This is a genomic window from Micromonospora sp. BQ32, assembly GCF_059358895.1.
Map to the genome: position 1 here is coordinate 343,828 of NZ_JCADBI010000004.1, position 17,062 is coordinate 360,889.

Genomic DNA, 17,062 nt, shown 5'->3' on the forward strand with positions numbered 1-17,062 from the left:
CCCGGGCTTCATGCCGGTCTGAGAACCTTCGGCTGCGCCTACAGTGCTGCCTCTCGATGCCAGTTCTCGGCGAGGAGGGCGTAGGTGTAGCCGTCCACCCAGCCCAGCTCGGCGTGCCAGGAATCGCCGACGCCGTGCTGCTCACGACGCATGCCGACCTTCTCGAGGATTCGCACCGAGGCGAGGTTGTCCGCGAAGCAGCCGGCGGTGATTCTCCGAATGCCCAGCCGGTCGAATGCGTGCGCCACCACTGCGGTGACCGCCTCGGTCGCGTAGCCATGTCCACCGTAGGCCGGATCGAAGATGTAGCCGAGCTCGGCCTCGGTCCGCGGTGGCATGCCCGGTTGACCCATGCCGTCGGCGACGTCGAGCGAGACGGTTCCGATCACCACGCCGTCCAGCGTGGCCGCCATGCTGTGGTCATCGGGGTCTGCGGCCGCGCGTCGCCATGCCGTGCGGAGGGATGCAGGATCGACCTGCGTGCGGAGCAGCCAACGCGTGACCTGCGGCAGATTGCGGTACTCCAGGATCCGATCGACGTCCTCGTCCCGCACCGGACGAAGCTCAAGGCGTTCAGTGCGTACGGTGGTGTTCTCCATGAGCTGGGACGCTAGCCGACGCACCCCGGCGAGACGCCCGAATATCGGGCCGCCGGCCCGACATGGCGCACTATCTGGTGGCCTCCGCCCTCGGCAGCACGGGACGCACGCACATCCCGCGATGAGGACGTACTGTCGGGGCTGCCCGTCCTTCGCTTGGCGTGAGCGCTAGATCTCCAGCCGCAGTCCGGCCCATCGGTCGAGCCATCCCTTGACCTCCACGCGGCGCTGTACCTTCGCGCGGCCCGCTGTGTTGTTCATGGCTGGAGACGGGCGGACAACCATTCCCACCAGGTCAGTCAGACCGTGGCAGGACACCAGGTGAACTGAGTCGCCTCGCAGGGTCACCGCGACGCACGTCGCCGTTTCGGGCCAGCGTGATATCGCGTCCAGGGCGGACGTGTAGGGCTCGTCACCATTGCGCAGATGCATCCGTGCTTGGTTCCGAATCTCCCACGGCACCCCAGGCAGGGCCACCATGGCCCGGGCTTCGGCGCGTGCGTCCTCGCGTGGGTCCAGCTTTTCCGGGTCGAAGTAGGCGACGTCCACGTCGCGCTCCGGCGACAACGGGAGGCCGCTGATCGCGTCCCAGACGCGGTTGCGGACGAACCCGGCACCGATCCACCAGTCCGGTAATCCAAGGCCGGCCGTAGTCCGAAGGATTCTCATCGCTCCCGGGTCTGACTCGATCATGCCCACAACGTCCCGCGCGCTCATGACCATCTCAGGGACCCCAGACCAGTAGACGTGCACACCGCCTGTGAGGCGAGGGCTGGGAGCAGGGCGAAGGCGCGACCCGTCCGTTCTTCATCGCGTACCCGCTCAGATCGGTCAACGGCGCACCCGGTAGCGCAGGTGAAGCACCCGGTTGCCCTGAATCACCACGTCAGGATCCTCCAACAGGTGCTGCGCGTGGACCGACCCGAAGTAGCGCTTGCCGGACCCGAACACGACGGGTACGACGTCCATGCGCACCTCGTCGACCAGGCCCGCGGCAAGCACCTGGCCACCGACGTCTCCAGCGGCGACCTCGACTATGCGGTCACCCGCGAGCTCCTGCGCCTTGGCCACGGCTGCCTTGACGCCGTCGACGAAGTGAAACGGCGCCTCGGGATGCCAGCCCTCGGGCCTGCCCCGGTGGGTCACGACGACGACGTGGTCGATCCCGCTCGGAGGCTTCCCGTCCCAGCCGTCGGTCATGTCGAAGACATGGCGGCCGGCGATTGTCGCCCCGATCCGGTCCCAGTACGGCCGGGTGTAGTCGTAGGAGGTCTGTGACACCTTCAACACGCCGCTCTCGTCCAACGGCACGTCACCACTGGTCAACCAGTCGAACAGCGGTCCGGGCTGGTCGTTGTCGTCCGCGATGAAACCGTCTACCGACACCGAGCTGTACATGACTACTTTGCTCATGGGCGCTCCTCTGCTTGGGGGATGCCCTCAGGTTAGAGTTTCGTGGGCTGTCGCTCTTGTAAGGAATCAATCGGTCGGCAGTGGCCAGCCGTCCATCGCGTGGCCGGGATGTTCGCGCAGGAACCGCTGCCTGACTTCGACATATCGTGTCGGTGTGAGCCCGGTGAAGGCCCGGAACTCGTGGCCGAAGTGGGCCTGATCGAAGTAGCCCGCGCTACCGGCGAGGTCGGCCCAGTCGATCGGTTCGGCGGGGTTGATCGAGAACACGGTGGCGGTGAAGCGGTAGGTGCGGGCCAACCGCTTCGGCGTGACACCGATGAGCTTCTTGAACCGCTGGGCCAGGTGAGTACTGCTGACACCGGCTGAAACCCTCAGGTCGTCGATAGCCACCGCACCGCTGGTCGCCGCGATGATGCGGCTCGTACGGCGGACCAGTCCCAGGCCGGCCGGGTCGCCTAGCCGCCGCATCAGCTCCTCTTCGAGCAGCGTCAGCATCTCGTGCGGTCCATCGGCCGCAGCCAGCCGGTCTCGCAGCTCAGCAGTGGCCGGTCGGCCCCAGACCTGCTCTACCGTCACCGGCCGGTCACACAGCTCGGCCGCGGGCATCGGCAGGAACGGCGCCAGCCCCCACGGCGTGAAGTGCACGCCGACGGACCGGGTCCGGAGTGGGTAGCCGAACTCCCACGCGAGGGTGGGCGTGGTGACCACGCAGCCGTCGACGTACTCGGCCGTCTCGACGTCGGTGCCGGCACGAATGCGAAACGGCGCCCCGAGGTTGACGATGAGCAGCGCCGACGGCGCGGGCGGCAGCGTCAACCGGGCGTACGGCGGCGCACCCTCCAGGTAGTAAAGATCGTCGATCAGCCCGTCCAGCGGCGGTCGCGGCACTCTGGACACGTACTCCACGCCCACAGTATCGCCGGCATCGCGCGCCGGGATGGTCCAGACGCGCTGCCGCCAGGATCGAGCCGGCGCCGATCCCGGACGAGCGCCCGGCCGGCGGCCTTGCCCAAATCATCTTAGTCATTAAGATAACCGCATGGGCATATCGACGGACTTCTCGGTGGCAATCGCCGGCGCCGGCCTCTCCGGCCTCTGCCTCGCCCAGTACCTGACGCGCGCCGGCATCGACGTGCACGTCTACGAGCGCGACCCGGGCCCCTTCGTCCGGCGACAGGGCTACCGGATCATTCTCGACCGGTACGGGCTGGAGGCGCTGCGCGAGAGCCTTCCCCGCGCGCTGTACAGCCTGGCGCTGACCACCGGCGACGAGCCCGGAGGCCACCTGCGCTTCACCGACCGCCGGCTGCGGGACGCGTTCACCATCGCCTTCAAGGACGAGCCGCACGCGACGCGCCAGGTCGACCGGCTGACCCTGCGGTCGATCCTGCAGTCCGGGCTGGACGGGCGCATCCACTACGGCAAGGACGCCGTCGCGGTGGACAGCGGCGGCCCGGCAAGGCTGCGGCTGCGGTTCTCCGACGGCGGGGCCGCCGCGGCAACCGTTGTCGTGGGCGCGGACGGCGTCGGCTCCGCGCTGCGCGCGCAGCTCATGCCGGACGCGGAACCGGCGAACACCCCGATGGCGGGCATCTACGGGCGGTCGCCCCTGCGCCGGAACGGCGAGAGCGTCATCCCGGACGCGCTGCGTACCAGCGGGGTCCTGGCCATCGCCGACCGGCCGGGCCGCGCCTTCTTCTTCACCTCCATGCGGTTCGGCGAGAGCCCGCCCGAGGCGTTCGCGCGCCTGGCCTCGGGCAGCTATGCGCCCACCGGCGACGACTACGTCATGTGGGGACTGCTGCTCCGACAGGAGGAGGTGCCCATCGGCGTCCGCGGGGACCTGCGGGCGCTGTGGAGACTGGCCGCCGGAATGAGTGCGGACTTTCACCCGCTCATCCGGCGGCTGGTCGACACGGCCGAGTTGGACGCCACGGTGCTCAACCTCTTCGCCGCCGGCCGGCGCCCGCGTCGGTGGGCGGTGCCCCGGGCGACGATGATGGGCGACGCCGTGCACGTCATGCCGCCGTTCGGCGCTCACGGCGGCAACACCGCGCTCCGCGACGCCGCCCTGCTCGGCCGCAGGCTGGTCGAGGCTCGGGCCAGCGGCGCTCCGGTGGAGGAGGCGATCGCCGGCTACCAGGACGAGATGGTGTCCTACGCCTTCCGCGCCGTCGACACCGCCGCGGGGCTGATGCGCCGCCTCACCGGGGGAGCGGCCGCACCGCATTGGGTGCTGACCCGCGTGTTACCTCGGCTGCACCGGGTCACCGTACCGGAGGCATGATTGCGGGCATGTCCGACGAGCCGGCCCGTGTGTCCGCGATCGCCGACCTCATGCGCGCCGGGCGGGAGACGTCGCGGCTGTCCATGGTGTTCCGCTACGCCATCGCGGAGCGGCTGGGCCTGACCGTGAGCGACCTGGAGTGCCTGGACTACCTGGCGGACGTCGGATCCGCCGCCGCGGGGCAGGTCGCCGAGCGGACCAACCTCACCACCGGGGCGGTGACCAGCATGCTCCGCCGGCTCCAGCAGGCCGGCTACGTGACGGCCGAGCGCGACCCGGCGGACCGGCGGCGGGTGATCGTCACCCTGCGGCCGGAGCGGATCGCCGAGTTGAAGCGACCGTACGAGCGGTTCGCCGAGCGGGCGGAGCAGCTCATCGATGGCTACAGCGTCGAGGAGGTCACGCTGCTGGTCGGGCACTATGACCGCATGCAGGCGATGTACGTCGCCGAGTTGGACCGCCTTCGCAGCAGCGACTCCGCGCAGCGGTCCGCCTGAGGCGGCGAAAGGTCGACATTGGCGCGTGGTGAACGACGGCTATCCCGGACGGGGATCCTGCGTCGATCATTGCCCGGAGATAGATATGAGTCACTCTCACCTCCTGGTGGAACGCCCGGGCGCGGAGGGCGAGACATCGGCACCGGAAGCCGGGCGTGACCGAACGGCCCGACTCCGCGTCCCCGGAGGATCGCCATGCCTCGTCCCGCTGTCCGTAATCGGCTCGCGGCGTTCACCGCCGCCGTCCTGACCGCGAGCGTCCTGACGGTGACCCCGCCGTCACCGGCGCTGGCCGCCAGCACGTTCGCCGCCAACGACTACTGCCTCGGCCAATGCGCCGACATCCTGCCCCCCGGGCAGAACGGCAACGCCACGCTGGTCGCCATCCTGGCGCACCAGGCGCTCGGCACCCGCCCGGCGCACTCCAGCGACCAGCTCGACGAGTACGCGAACCTGGTCTACAACTACGCCGGGCTGACCGACGAGCAGATCGCCCACTTCTACAACGACGCCTCGTTCGGCGTCCCGGCCGCGCAGGTCGAGAGCACCGTCTCGCCGCGCGCGGACGTCACCATCGTGCGGGACAAGGCCACCGGCGTCCCGCACGTCACCGGCACCACCCGCGCCGGCACCATGTTCGGCGCCGGCTACGCCGGGGCCCAGGACCGGCTCTGGGTGATGGATCTGCTGCGGCACGCCGGTCGCGGCACGCTCACCTCGTTCGCCGGCGGCGCGCCGGGCAACCGGGAGCTGGAGCAGAGCATCTGGGCCAACTCGCCCTACTCGGAGGCGGACCTTCAGGCCCAGGTGGACGCGCTGCGACAGAAGGGCGCCCGGGGCCAGCAGCTCTACACCGACGTCGTCGACTACATCGCCGGCATCAACGCCTACATCGACAGGTCGATCGCCGAGGACAACTACCCGGGCGAGTACGTGCTCGCCGGCGCCGGCAAGCCGACGCACTTCACCATGACCGACCTCATCGCCACCGCCGGCGTCGTCGGCGGGCTCTTCGGCGGAGGCGGCGGCAGCGAGATCCAGTCCGCGCTGGTCCGGGTGGCCGCCCGGGCCAAGTACGGCGCCACCGAGGGCGACCGGGTGTGGACGGCGTTCCGCTCGCAGAACGACCCGGAGACCGTGCTCACCCTGCACGACGGGCAGAGCTTCCCGTACGGGGCGACGCCGCCGGGCGCGACCAGCGCGGTGCTCCCCGACGCCGGCTCGGTGGTCGCCGAGCCCCTCGCCTACGACGCCACCGGCGGGGCCGCCGCCCGCACCGGCGCCAGCACCGCCACCCCGGGGCTGCTCGGCGGCCTGGCCGACCTGCGCGCGCACGGCATGTCCAACGCGGTCGTGGTCTCCGGACGGCACACCACCACCGGCAACCCGATCGCCGTGTTCGGGCCGCAGACCGGCTACTTCGCGCCGCAGTTGCTGATGCTCCAGGAGCTACAGGGCCCGGGCATCAGCGCTCGCGGCGCCGCGTTCGCCGGACTCAACCTCTACGTGCTGCTCGGCCGGGGTCAGGACTACGCGTGGAGCGCGACCTCCGCCGCACAGGACCTCACCGACACGTACGCGGTGCCGCTGTGCACCACCGACGGGAGCGCCCCGACGCTGCGCACCAACCGCTACCTCTACCACGGGCAGTGCCTCGCCATGGAGGCGCTGGAGCAGCGCAACTCCTGGTCCCCGACGCTGGCCGACTCCACCCCGGCCGGCTCGTACACCCTGCGGGCCCTGCGCACCAGGTACGGGCTGGTGACCCACCGGGGCCTGGTGAACGGGCAGCCGACCGCGTTCACCAAACTGCGCTCGACCTACCGGCACGAGGCCGACTCGGCGATCGGCTTCCAGGCATACAACGACCCGTCGGCGATGGGCAGCGCGGCGGCCTTCCATGCCTCCGCGGCCAACGTCGGGTACGCGTTCAACTGGTTCTACGTCAACTCGACCGAGGCGGCGTACTTCAACTCCGGCTCGAACCCCGTCCGTCCGGCCACCGTCGACCCGAACCTGCCCACCAAGGCCGAACCAGCGTACGAGTGGGCCGGTTGGAACCCGGACACCAACGACGCCACCTACACCCCGGCGTCGGCGCATCCGCAGTCGGTCGACCAGGACTACTACGTCAGCTGGAACAACAAGCAGGCGCGCGACTTCGGGGCGGCGGACGGCAACTTCAGCTTCGGCTCCGTACACCGGGCTCAGCTGCTCGACGGCCCGGTGCGCGCCGCGATCGCCCAGCGCAAGCTCGGCCGCGCCGACGTGGTCACGATCGTGGCGGATGCGGCGGTGACCGACCTGCGCGGCCAGCAGGTTCTCGGCGACCTGCTGCGGGTGTTGGACAGCACCCCGATCACGGACCCGGCGCTGGCCGACGCGGTGGGCAGGCTGCGGGCCTGGCAGCAGGCCGGGGCCCGCCGCGTGGAGACGTCGCCCGGCTCCAAGGTCTACCAGCACGCCGACGCCATTCGGACCTTCGACGCCTGGTGGCCGCTGCTGGCCTCGGCGCAGTTCCGGCCCGGCCTCGGGCCGGAGCTCTACGCCGCGCTGGTCGACGCCATCGAGGTGAACGAGGCACCGTCGGGCGGCCAGAACGGGGGACGCGACGGCGCCACGAGCTGGGCGTTGCAGGGACAGGCGCACAAGGGCTCGTCGTTCCAGTACGGCTGGTGGGGCTACGTCGACAAGGACCTGCGCACCGTGCTTGGCGACCCGGTGGCCGGTGGGCTGGGCCGCGCGTACTGCGGCAACGGCAACCTCGGCGCGTGCCGGCAGGCCCTGCTCGACACCCTCGGCCAGGCCGCCGCGGTGCCGGCCACCACGGTCTACCCCGGCGACAAGTCCTGCGGGGCCGGCGACCAGTGGTGCGCCGACTCGATCGCCCAGTCCGGGCTCGGCGGCATCACCCACCCGCTGATCGCCTGGCAGAACCGCCCCACCTACCAGCAGGTCGTCTCGTTCCCGGCGCGTCGGGGCGACGACGTCACCAACCTGGCACAGGGCCGCCCGGCGACCGCGTCGAGCACCCAGTTCCTGACCAGCCACACCCCGGCCAAGGCGGTCGACGGCAGCCTCGGCAGCCGGTGGGCCAGCAGTTACAACGACAACCAGTGGCTGCGGGTCGACCTCGGCGCGGCCCGCAGCGTCAGCCGGGTCGTGCTGCGCTGGGAAGCCGCGTACGGCAGCTCGTACCGGATCGAGGTCTCCGGCGACGGCAGCTCCTGGACGCCGGTGTTCGCCACCACCACCGGCAACGGCGGCGTCGACAACGCCACCTTCGCCCCGGTCACCGCCCGCTACGTGCGGGTGTACGGGGTACAGCGGGCCACCCCGTACGGGTTCTCGCTCCACGAATTCGAGCTGTATGGACGGTGATCTCGATAGTCGTGGTCAGAGCCTCCCCGGCGATCCTTTCCGAGGAGGCTCCGTCGAACCGGGCGCCCCGCCCACGCAGCCTAAAAGACCACCCCGATCGGTGTAGCGGATTCAGTGGAAGGTGCTCTTGTGGCTCGCACCACCTCGGCGGGCCCCGGCGCGCGGACAGCGGCGTTGGACCCCCGGGGTGGGCATGACGGTGGGGTGGCATCCGGGATATGGGGGGAGCGGGCGGGCGGCGGTACGCGGACAATGGGGGGATGAAGCGAGACGTACGCCTGATGCGGTTGACCGGGACGCGCGCCAACGGCGCGGTGGCGACGGGCGCGGCGGCCACCGGCGCGCGGGCTGCGGGGGCGGCCTCGCTCGGCGCCCTCGCCGTGGGAGCGCTGGCCGTCGGGGCCGTCGCCGTCGGCGCGCTGGTCATCGGGCGGCTGGCGATCCGCCGGGCGGTCGTGCGGGAGCTGCGCGTCGGCCGGTTGGAGATCGACGAGCTGGTGGTGCACAGCCGACCCACTGCTGAGGGATGACCGCTCCGACGGCGGGGTGATCGCCGAGGTCGCCGGGTACGGCTTCGGCCGTCGCGCTGGTCGGTGTGGCCTGCCTCCTGCCCAATCGAGGCTGGTTGCATGAGTCTGATGCTCTTGCAGGGTGACCTCACCGCGCCAGCCCTCATCGGCCACGCGACGACTGATCACCCGACGGATGGCGCTGCGGTCAGCGCGGTCCGAGCGGATCGCGGCGGAGGTGTCAGCAGTTCGTCGACGACGGTCGGCGAGAATGCTCGCCGGCGTGGCACTGATCCTCGGCGCCCTCTCGTACCTGGCCTACCAGCAGAGCGCCATGAGTTATCCCGAGCTGTTGTCGAACGACGGCTACATCAAAGCGAGCTCGCCGACGACCGCCAACGTGGCGCTCCACCTCGCGTCCCCCACCGCCGCCGACATCGGTGATTCGCCGAGAGCCACCCTCGAACTCCAGTGGCTGACCAAGACCCGGGAGAAGTTCCACCTCATCCTCCATTTCGAAGAGGAGGCCCGGTCGACAGAATACGTGGCGGAAAGCCCGGAACTGGCGGTCCTTGCCGTCTTCAACCAATTCGACCATGACGGCGACGAGATACTGGTGTCCATCGACCCGAGCAAGGTCCGCGACGAGGTCGTGGACGGCCATTACACCGGGACGTCGTCGATCTCGTTGCTGCTCTACGAGCCGGTGGCCGTGGAGGCCATGGGCAAGGTCGTCGTGGACAGCCCCACGCTGACCCAGACCTTTCCGTGTGCCGCCCTGGACGGGACAGACCCGACCACGGACGAGGAGCGCTCCGCCCTGATCGTGCCGGGGTGGTACGACTGCCAGGCCGCCGATCCGACGCTCGCACTGCCGGAGGACGACGCCCGGTACCGACAGACCGTCACTGTCACACCACGCGAGGCTTCCGGATTGCGGCTCGAGTCGGCGTTCGGAACGCCCTCTCTGCGCATCGGCCTGTTCCGGGACGGCCTGAACATCTATTGGGAGGATCAGCAGAGGATCGACGCGATCGGGATCTTCGTCGACCCGGTCGCCGAGAACACCGGTCAGCGTTACCTCTTCTGGTCAGGCGTGGCGGGCGGCCTCGCCGGTGGCGTCGCCACGATGTGCCTTGACGCGATCCTTCGCCGCAAGCAGGGGTAGCAACGACACTGGCCTTCGCCGGAGGTGCAGTCAGATGACTGATGCCGCCCGGACCGGGCAGCGCAAGACTCTGGTGACGGGCGCAGGAAGCGCCCAGGAAATGCTGTGCTGGCTCCTGCTCTGCGACCCGCGTACCGGCGATCGGCGGCGTGACGGCGAGGTCGCCCCGCCGGTTCGACGCGGCCGTGCACCGATCGCGGCACGCCCTGGCGGATCAGTCCAGAGCCGGCTGGCCACATCACCCGTACTCGGAGGTTCCGTTGTCCCTGCCATCACTCGTCCTGGTTCCGGGCGCCTGGCACAAGCCTGAGCACCTGGCACGCCTGAAGGACGAACTACGGGATGTCGACGTCCACGTCGTCGCTCTGTCCAGCAGCGGTGACGACCCGGGGGACCTGGGTGACATGCACCAGGACGCGGCACTCATCGAGAAGGCCGTTGCCGAGATCGGCGGTCCCGTCGTCGTCGTGGCCCACTCGTACGGCGGCATCCCCACCAGCGAGGGCCTGGTCGGCGCCGACAACGTCCGGAGGATCATCTACCTCGCCGCGTTTCAGATCGAGACCGGCGAATCGCTGCTGTCCAGCGCCGGAGGCGCCCCGGCACCGTGGTGGAAGATCCATGACGGTGCCGGCGCGGGTGACTATGTCGAGCCGGTGGATCCCATCACCGTGTTCTACGGCGACGTCGATCCCGACCTCGCCCGACAGGCCGTGACGCAGCTGGGATACCAGTCGTACAGCTCGAAGACCCAGGAGCAGACCCGGGCCGCGTGGCACACCATTCCCAGCACGTACGTCATCTGCGAGTCCGACAGCGCCCTCCCGCCGGCCGCGCAGGAGTATTTCGCCACACGGGCTGACCGGGTGGCCCGGATGACCACGTCCCACTCCCCGTTCCTGTCGCAGCCGGCGGCGCTCGCACGGCTCATCAGGGACGAACTCGCCTCCGCGTGACGAGTCCTCCAAGCGGCGGCGCGGGCGCCGGTAGGCGCCCGCGCCGCACGCGGCGCCCCGTCTGTCGAGGTGCTGTGCCGCGTCATCAGCCGCCCTACTCGTGCTGGTCTGTGCTGGTCTCGCCCATGATCGTGAGGGCGTCTCGCAGACCCGCCCGTGAGGTGATGCCGAGTTTGGGGAAGATGCGGTAGAGGTGCGCGCCGACGGTCCGCGCCGAGAGGAACAGCTCTTCGCCGATCTCCTTGTTGGTCATGCCGGTCGCGGCCAGCTGGGCGATGAGGTGTTCCCGGCCGGTCAGGGTCGCGTCGCCTGGCTGGCGGGTCGTTCCCGTTCGTTGGCCTGCTGCTCTGAGCTCCCGGCGAGCGCTTCGCGCCCACCCGTTGGCTCCGAGGCGTTCGAACGTCCTGCGGGCCCGTCCGAGGTGTTCCCGCGCGGCACGCCCCGACCTGATCCGTCTGAGGTGCTGGCCGAACAGGAGCTCGACGCGGGCCTGGTCGAACGGCCACCGTTCGGCATCCGGTGTCGCGAGCGCCCGATCGAACAGGCTTGTCGCCTGATCCTCGGCGCAGACGAGCGCCTCGGCGGCCGTCACCAGCATGTCGAGCCGCCCGGAGAGCGTCTCCAGTCGCGCCGTACGAGCCGCGGCGACGTGCGCCCGGGCTTCCCCGTGGCGGTTGGTCCGGACGGCGGCCTCGACCACGTCGAGCACCACCCAGATCGCCACCGGGCGGAAAGGCGGGATCGTGCCGGCAGGGCTGATCGACGTCGCCTCCCGGTATGCCTCCTCATAGTTCTGAGAGCCCAGTGCGAGCAGGGTCCGGGTGTAGTGGCAGAGATGGCTCACGACGGCCACACCTCGAGGTACGGCCCAGTAGCTGAGTTCGTCGGTGATCCGTCGCGCAGTCTCCTCGTCGCCGCGGACAGCGGCGAGTGTGGCGATCCAGTGATCGATGGCCCAGCGGAAGAGCCGCAGCCCCTGTTCCTTGGTCAGGGACAGCGCCTCGGCCAGGTACCGCTCGCTGTCCTGCCACTGGCCCAGGAAGTAGGAGTCGAGTGCCAGCAGGGTCAACGCCTGCGTCATGACAGTCGTGTCGTCCGCCGCACGTCCCCGCTCCAGCGCGCGGTGCAGGGCGGCACGGCAGCCAGCAAGCCGGTCCACCCACGACCCGGCGAGGCCGACCAGGACGATCTCGCCGGGGTCGTTGACCTGATCCAGGCTCTCGACGAGCCGGTCGAGCTGTCGGTACGCGGCGTCGCCGGCGTTCGCTGGATCCGAGTGCGTGTGCCGCATCAGAACGACGGTGTCGAGGCCCGTGTGGTTCAGGTGTGACAAGACCACGTCGAAGACCGACCAGAGATGGCTGCGCCCACCGAAGAAACAGACGTACAGCAGGGTGAGTAGGGCTTCCCTGACCTGGAACGTCGAATGCGACTCCTCACCCACGGCTTCCAACGCGCCAGCGAGGATGCGGTGGGCCGTGTCGACGTCACCGTCGGCGTTGAGGATGACGAATGACGTGGCCACCGCCATGTCCAGGGAGGGTTGATGCCCAGCGTCGAGCTGACGCACCTCGCGCAGCGGGTCACCAGCTCCCGCGATCCCGCCCGCCAGCCGAGCACCGAGGTAGGTCGCGACAGCCAGGCGGCGAGCCCGCTGCGTGTCGGCGGGGCTGAGCATCGAGGCGTGGGTGAGCGCGGTCACCGCGCCGACGATGTCACCGCGCCGGACCAGCCGATATCCCGCTTCTTCCAGCGAGGAGGCTGCCTGCTCATCAGGTCCGTGGCTGCTCTGCGCGAGATGCCACACCCTCCGGTCCGGGTCGTCACGCGTGCCCTCCGCCAACCGGCGGTGGGCCGAACGCCGCTGCGCGGCCGTGGAGGCGTTGACGACGGCCGATCGCGTCAGCGGATTGGAGAACTCCAGTCGCGTGCCATGGTGAGTTATGTGGACGAGTCGAGCCCGTTCCGCGGGTGCCAGTGTCTCCAGGAGCCGCTCACCCGCCGCGACCTCAAGGACGCGGAGGCTTCCGGTCGCCTCGAGAGCGGCGAGCAGCAGCGACTGTCGCGTGGCATCGGGCAGACCAGCGATTCGAGACGAGAATGCCACCTCGAGCCGGCGGTTGAGCGGGAGGACAGAGAGGTCGGCCCTCGGACTGTCGTGACCCGGGCCGGCGAGGACCAGCGGCAGTTCAACGAGGGCCAATGGGTTGCCGGCCGCGCTGGCCAACACCCTTCGTCGGATCGTGGGCGGCAACTCGGGATGACGGGCCGTCAGAAGCTCTGCCGCCGCCTGCTTGTCGAGAGGGGCCAGCACGTACTCGTCGAGCCGTGCTCGCTCGAAGAAACCTTCGGCCGCCGGGCGCGTCGACCCGAGAAGGCCGACGCGCGTTCCGGTCAGTCGCCGGGCCAGGAGCGTGAGCACCGCGGCGCTTGACCTGTCGAGCCATTGGACGTCGTCGACGAGGACGAGGATCGGCGAATCGTGAGCTGCGGCCCGGAGCAGGTTCCGGAGAGCCTCGGTGACCGCCATCCGGTCCAGCGTCGTAGGAGTGTTCGGATGGAACAGGGCTTCCAGGATGGCGGCGTGCGTAACCTCGGCGCCGGCGACCGAATCGACGATCGGGCTCACAATCTGTTTCAGTGCCGCGAAACTGATATCCGCTTCGAACTCGACCGCCGTTACCTCCAGGACGCGGCCGCCCTCTGCCGCCCAACGGCGGGCGGCGTATCGCAGCAGCGTGGTCTTACCCAAACCGGGATCGGCGACAATGATCAAAGATCTCCCGGATGTGCGTGAGCGCTCGCAGAAGTCATCGATTACCGCAAGAGCGTCGCTTCTGCCGACGATGTCTGTCGTCATTCCCGTCACGCTCTGCGTCGTCGGACTCGGCCGCCTTCAGCGGCCTGGCTAGGAGACGAGCATACCGGTTCTACGAGGTCGAGCTGATTGCTGTCGGAGGGGTCCGTCCGCACGTCCTGCTGGTCGTGGATCACCTCAACGTCATGCGGTTCGTGGTGGGATCAGTCGACGGCGGCGCGCCGGAGAAGACGTCCGGATAGAGTGCGCACTGTTTCGGCGGGCGGGACTGGGTACGTCACCGCGGTAACCGACGAAGGGACGATCCGATGAAGGCCGTCACGTGGCACGGTGTCGGGGACATCCGGTTCTCCGACGTCCCCGAGCGGAAGATCCAGGACCCCACTGACGCGATCGTGAAGATCGCTACGTCCGCGCCCTCGCGGGCGAAGGCGATGGCCACGGCCCGGCCGATGCCGCTGTCGGCGCCAGTGACCACGGCCTTACGACCGGTCAGCCGGCCGGTGCCCCGGTAGCTGTGCTCACCGGCGTCCGGCCGCGGCCCCATCTGCTGCTCCAGACCCGGCCCTGGCTGCTGTTGGCTGAATTCGGGCTTGGACTTGGGCGACTGGGTGGTTGGGTCGCCCATGACGTAGAGGCGTCGCCGTCGCGCTGCTGGCTCCGGAACGGGTCGGATCGAATGCCGCAGCCGAGAGGGTACGTACCGCCCTCGGCTGTGCCGCCGCCGGGTGATGGGCTGGTCAGACATCCAGGTCACGTCGGCGGTAGCCGATCGTGCCGGCGACCGCTCCTGCTGCGGCGGTGCCGGCCATCACCAACGCTGCGAGCCAGGCCGGTTCGGTGGTCGGTACCGCGGCCAGGTGCGCGAACGGGGACAGCACGCCGATCCAGGAGGGCGCGTTGATGCTGTCGGCGATGACCTGCCAGATGAAGCCGCCAGCGGCCGGCAGGGCGCCGATCGCCGCGATGACGCGCGGTGTCCATCCGAGCGCCAGGACGGCAGCTCCCAGACACAGCAGCACAACCGGCACGACGTTCCAGGCACCGGCGAGCGCGTCGCCGGCCCCAAGGCCGGCCTGAACAGTGGCCGTGCCGACCCACATGGCGACGCCCGCGACCGTGATCAGGACCAGCGCGGCGCAGCCGGCGACGGCCGCCTCGGCGCCCAACAGCCGTGACCGGGTCACCGGTGCGGCCAGCAGCAGGGTGAGACGCCGGGCATTCTCGTCAGCGGCGACGGCGGCGAGCCGCACGGCGACGAACACCCCGACCGGAACAGCCAGCAGCGCGAACATGGTGGCCGCATAACCCTCGACCGTGCCGAGCGCAGGAAAGCCGGCCTGGGCCGCCATGGTCGCGAACTGGGGATTGCCGGTCAGGAATTCGGTCATGGACCGGGCGATCAGGCCCAGGAGCAAAAAGTACGCGCCGATACCGGCCGACCAGGCGGCCAGTGGCCGCATGGTGCGCCGTACGGAGAAGCCGGGCACCGAACCGAGAAACGCGGTACGCGCCGGCCGGCTGCCGACCGTCGCAAGAATCCCCGCGCCGACGTCACGCCGCGCCGCGAGCCGACTGGCGAGGGCTAGCAGCAGCACTGCGGCGCACGTCAGCACCGACACCGGTAGCCCTCGATTGGTGTCGAACGGGCGGGTGAGCGCCAAGAGCCCGATCGGGGACAGCCACCGCAGCCAGGCCAGCGTGGGCACACCGTCGCCGACCATCCGCATGAGGAGCCCGACGACCAGGACGGCGGCCGCGGCACCGTTGGCCGCCGACCGGCTGGCGAACATCTGCGCCGAGGCGCCCCCGACGGCGACGAAGAAGACCCCGACGGCAGCGAGCCCGGTTCCGTGCAACAAGGAACCCGGGGCGTCCACTCCCGCAGCGATCAACGCCGCCGCGGTCGCCGCTCCGACGAGGACCGGAACGATGGCCAGGACACCGAGGTGCTGGCGGACAGCCTCGGCGAGGGTGGTGCGGCCGGACAGCAGCAGACTCCACCGCCCAGCGTCCTCCTCCCCACGGGTGATCCGGGTGGCGGCGAGCATCGCCCACACCCCGAGCAGGACGGCCAGGACGGTGCCCGTGCGCCACACCGTGAACCCACCTGCCTGGTCGAGCGCGACCGGCTCGCCGAACAGGGTGCGGATCGCGGGGTTGCGGGCCAGCGCCGCCAAGGCGGCCGGATCCAGCGCGTCCGTGCGGTAGCCAGCCACCACCAGGGCGGACATGCCCGCACACACGGTGGTCACGGCCAGGGCGCCACGGCGTACCTGGCGCACTGCGAGCCCTCTCAGTACAGGCTCCGGGCGGGCTGCTGTCGTCGCGGTCACGATCATCGGGCGTTCTGCCCGTAGTAGGCGAGGAAAATCTCCTCCAGGCTCTGCTCGCGGACGACGATCGTCGCCACATCAGCGTCGGCCAGGGCGCGCAGCGCCGCGGCGGGGGAGCCGTTCAGGGTGAACCGCACGGTCGCGGCGCCATCGCTGCGCAGGCCGTCGACGCCGAGGACGCCGGTGAGGTCCGGTGGCGCGCCGGTGAACGTCGCGGCCACCTCGGTGTGGTGCAGTCGACGCAGCTGCGCGACGGACGCCACCTCCACCAGTTCGCCAGCGCGCAGAATGCCGACGCGGTCGCAGACGGCCTCGACCTCGGCGAGCTGGTGGGAGCTGAGGAACACCGTCTGCCCGTTGTCGCGGGCAAGCCCGACAGCCTGCCGGAACTGCAATTCCATGAGCGGATCCAAGCCGCTGGTCGGCTCGTCCAGCACCAGCAGGGGCGCCCGGGTGGCGAACGCCGCGATCAGAGCGACCTTCTGCCGATTGCCGGTCGAGTAGGTGCCGGCCGGTCTGGACACATCGAGTGCGAATCGTTGAACGAGCTCGTCGCGGTAGGCGGTGTCTGTGCCAGGGCCGATGCGGGCGAGCAGGTCCAGCACCTCGGCGCCGGTCATCCGTGGCCACAGCGCCACATCCGCCGGCACGTAGGCGAGCCTGCGATGGGCGGCGGCGACGTCGGCGGCGTCGGTGTCAAAGATCCACGCCTGTCCGGAGGTGGGTCGGGCAAGGCCGAGCAGCAGCCGGATCGTGGTTGATTTTCCGGCGCCGTTGGGGCCGAGAAACCCGAACACCTCGCCCGCCGCGACGTCGATGGAGAGGTCATCGAGGGCGAGTAACCGTCCGTACCGCTTGGACAGATTCTCGGTGCGCAGGGCAGAAACGCCCATCGGAGCCTCCAGGAGCCGCAGCACGACATGACCTGCCGACCAGACTTCCCGGCGCACCTGACGTGAGAGTACTCCCGGCAGCCAAGGCTCGGGGATCGCCCGGCTGCACGGTACAAACGGCCTTCGCGCCGCAGGGAACATCGTCAAGGATGGTCCGGGACCGCACTGGCGGCGTTCAGGTTGTGGTTTCCGATGTCCGGCAACG

Annotated in this window: 13 protein-coding genes and 1 pseudogene; 6 read left to right on the forward strand and 8 right to left on the reverse strand. The window is 70.0% G+C overall.

What is annotated here, in order from left to right; translation table 11 throughout:
- Positions 1 to 38: 38 nt before the first annotated feature.
- The 4 genes from AC5L30_RS11105 to AC5L30_RS11120 all read right to left on the reverse strand — a co-directional run bounded on the left by AC5L30_RS11105 (position 39) and on the right by AC5L30_RS11120 (position 2,918).
- The gene (locus tag AC5L30_RS11105) at positions 39 to 599 is read right to left on the reverse strand and encodes a GNAT family N-acetyltransferase (RefSeq protein WP_494866938.1); all 561 of its coding nucleotides are present in this window, start codon (positions 597 to 599) and stop codon (positions 39 to 41) included.
- Positions 600 to 767: 168 nt separating this feature from the next.
- A complete protein-coding gene (locus AC5L30_RS11110; RefSeq protein ID WP_494866940.1) occupies positions 768 to 1,322 on the reverse strand; it encodes a nucleotidyltransferase family protein in 555 nt (184 codons plus the stop codon).
- A gap of 108 nt (positions 1,323 to 1,430) precedes the next feature.
- On the reverse strand, positions 1,431 to 2,012 hold the full coding sequence (locus tag AC5L30_RS11115) for a dihydrofolate reductase family protein (protein WP_494866941.1): 582 nt from the start codon (positions 2,010 to 2,012) through the stop codon (positions 1,431 to 1,433).
- Positions 2,013 to 2,078: 66 nt separating this feature from the next.
- Positions 2,079 to 2,918 carry a helix-turn-helix domain-containing protein gene (locus AC5L30_RS11120; RefSeq protein WP_494866942.1) on the reverse strand — a complete coding sequence of 280 codons (840 nt, stop codon included), beginning with the start codon at positions 2,916 to 2,918 and terminating at the stop codon, positions 2,079 to 2,081.
- A 133-nt stretch (positions 2,919 to 3,051) separates the two neighbouring features.
- Between AC5L30_RS11120 and AC5L30_RS11125 the strand changes: the two genes are divergently transcribed.
- From AC5L30_RS11125 to AC5L30_RS11150, 6 genes are all read left to right on the forward strand, one after another.
- Positions 3,052 to 4,299 (forward strand): FAD-dependent oxidoreductase, encoded by a 1,248-nt coding sequence (locus tag AC5L30_RS11125; protein WP_494866943.1) that lies wholly within the window; start codon positions 3,052 to 3,054, stop codon positions 4,297 to 4,299.
- Positions 4,300 to 4,307: 8 nt separating this feature from the next.
- Positions 4,308 to 4,796 carry a MarR family transcriptional regulator gene (locus AC5L30_RS11130; RefSeq protein WP_494866944.1) on the forward strand — a complete coding sequence of 163 codons (489 nt, stop codon included), beginning with the start codon at positions 4,308 to 4,310 and terminating at the stop codon, positions 4,794 to 4,796.
- A gap of 195 nt (positions 4,797 to 4,991) precedes the next feature.
- Entirely contained in the window at positions 4,992 to 8,177 is a 3,186-nt protein-coding gene (locus tag AC5L30_RS11135; protein WP_494866946.1) for a penicillin acylase family protein, read from the forward strand.
- A gap of 260 nt (positions 8,178 to 8,437) precedes the next feature.
- A complete protein-coding gene (locus tag AC5L30_RS11140) occupies positions 8,438 to 8,707 on the forward strand; it encodes a hypothetical protein (protein WP_355422360.1) in 270 nt (89 codons plus the stop codon).
- Positions 8,708 to 8,969: 262 nt separating this feature from the next.
- Entirely contained in the window at positions 8,970 to 9,854 is an 885-nt protein-coding gene (locus AC5L30_RS11145) for a hypothetical protein (protein WP_494866947.1), read from the forward strand.
- Positions 9,855 to 10,114: 260 nt separating this feature from the next.
- Positions 10,115 to 10,810 carry an alpha/beta hydrolase gene (locus AC5L30_RS11150; RefSeq protein WP_494866948.1) on the forward strand — a complete coding sequence of 232 codons (696 nt, stop codon included), beginning with the start codon at positions 10,115 to 10,117 and terminating at the stop codon, positions 10,808 to 10,810.
- A gap of 94 nt (positions 10,811 to 10,904) precedes the next feature.
- On the opposite strand, the gene AC5L30_RS11155 is transcribed toward AC5L30_RS11150, so the two are convergent.
- The 4 genes and pseudogenes from AC5L30_RS11155 to AC5L30_RS11170 all read right to left on the reverse strand — a co-directional run bounded on the left by AC5L30_RS11155 (position 10,905) and on the right by AC5L30_RS11170 (position 16,857).
- Positions 10,905 to 13,670: an ATP-binding protein gene (locus AC5L30_RS11155; RefSeq protein WP_494866950.1), complete on the reverse strand. Its 2,766-nt coding sequence runs from the start codon at positions 13,668 to 13,670 to the stop codon at positions 10,905 to 10,907.
- A gap of 358 nt (positions 13,671 to 14,028) precedes the next feature.
- Positions 14,029 to 14,256: pseudogene (locus AC5L30_RS11160) on the reverse strand (NAD(P)-dependent dehydrogenase); the annotation flags it as partial.
- Positions 14,257 to 14,368: 112 nt separating this feature from the next.
- Complete coding sequence (locus AC5L30_RS11165) at positions 14,369 to 15,970, reverse strand: efflux permease Rv1217c-related protein (protein ID WP_494866951.1); 1,602 nt, start codon at positions 15,968 to 15,970, stop codon at positions 14,369 to 14,371.
- Complete coding sequence (locus AC5L30_RS11170; protein WP_494866952.1) at positions 15,967 to 16,857, reverse strand: ABC transporter ATP-binding protein; 891 nt, start codon at positions 16,855 to 16,857, stop codon at positions 15,967 to 15,969. The genes AC5L30_RS11165 and AC5L30_RS11170 overlap by 4 nt, the downstream gene beginning before the upstream one ends.
- Between the last annotated feature and the right edge of the window lie 205 nt (positions 16,858 to 17,062).

Bases quoted from the DNA above. Each gene is read 5' to 3' on its own strand.
- AC5L30_RS11105 (WP_494866938.1), bottom strand. From the start codon at position 599: ATGGAGAACACCACCGTACGCACTGAACGCCTTGAGCTTCGTCCGGTG.
- AC5L30_RS11110 (WP_494866940.1), bottom strand. From the start codon at position 1,322: ATGGTCATGAGCGCGCGGGACGTTGTGGGCATGATCGAGTCAGACCCG.
- AC5L30_RS11115 (WP_494866941.1), bottom strand. From the start codon at position 2,012: ATGAGCAAAGTAGTCATGTACAGCTCGGTGTCGGTAGACGGTTTCATC.
- AC5L30_RS11125 (WP_494866943.1), top strand. From the start codon at position 3,052: ATGGGCATATCGACGGACTTCTCGGTGGCAATCGCCGGCGCCGGCCTC.
- AC5L30_RS11130 (WP_494866944.1), top strand. From the start codon at position 4,308: ATGTCCGACGAGCCGGCCCGTGTGTCCGCGATCGCCGACCTCATGCGC.
- AC5L30_RS11135 (WP_494866946.1), top strand. From the start codon at position 4,992: ATGCCTCGTCCCGCTGTCCGTAATCGGCTCGCGGCGTTCACCGCCGCC.
- AC5L30_RS11140 (WP_355422360.1), top strand. From the start codon at position 8,438: ATGAAGCGAGACGTACGCCTGATGCGGTTGACCGGGACGCGCGCCAAC.
- AC5L30_RS11155 (WP_494866950.1), bottom strand. From the start codon at position 13,670: ATGACGACAGACATCGTCGGCAGAAGCGACGCTCTTGCGGTAATCGAT.
- AC5L30_RS11165 (WP_494866951.1), bottom strand. From the start codon at position 15,970: ATGATCGTGACCGCGACGACAGCAGCCCGCCCGGAGCCTGTACTGAGA.
- AC5L30_RS11170 (WP_494866952.1), bottom strand. From the start codon at position 16,857: ATGGGCGTTTCTGCCCTGCGCACCGAGAATCTGTCCAAGCGGTACGGA.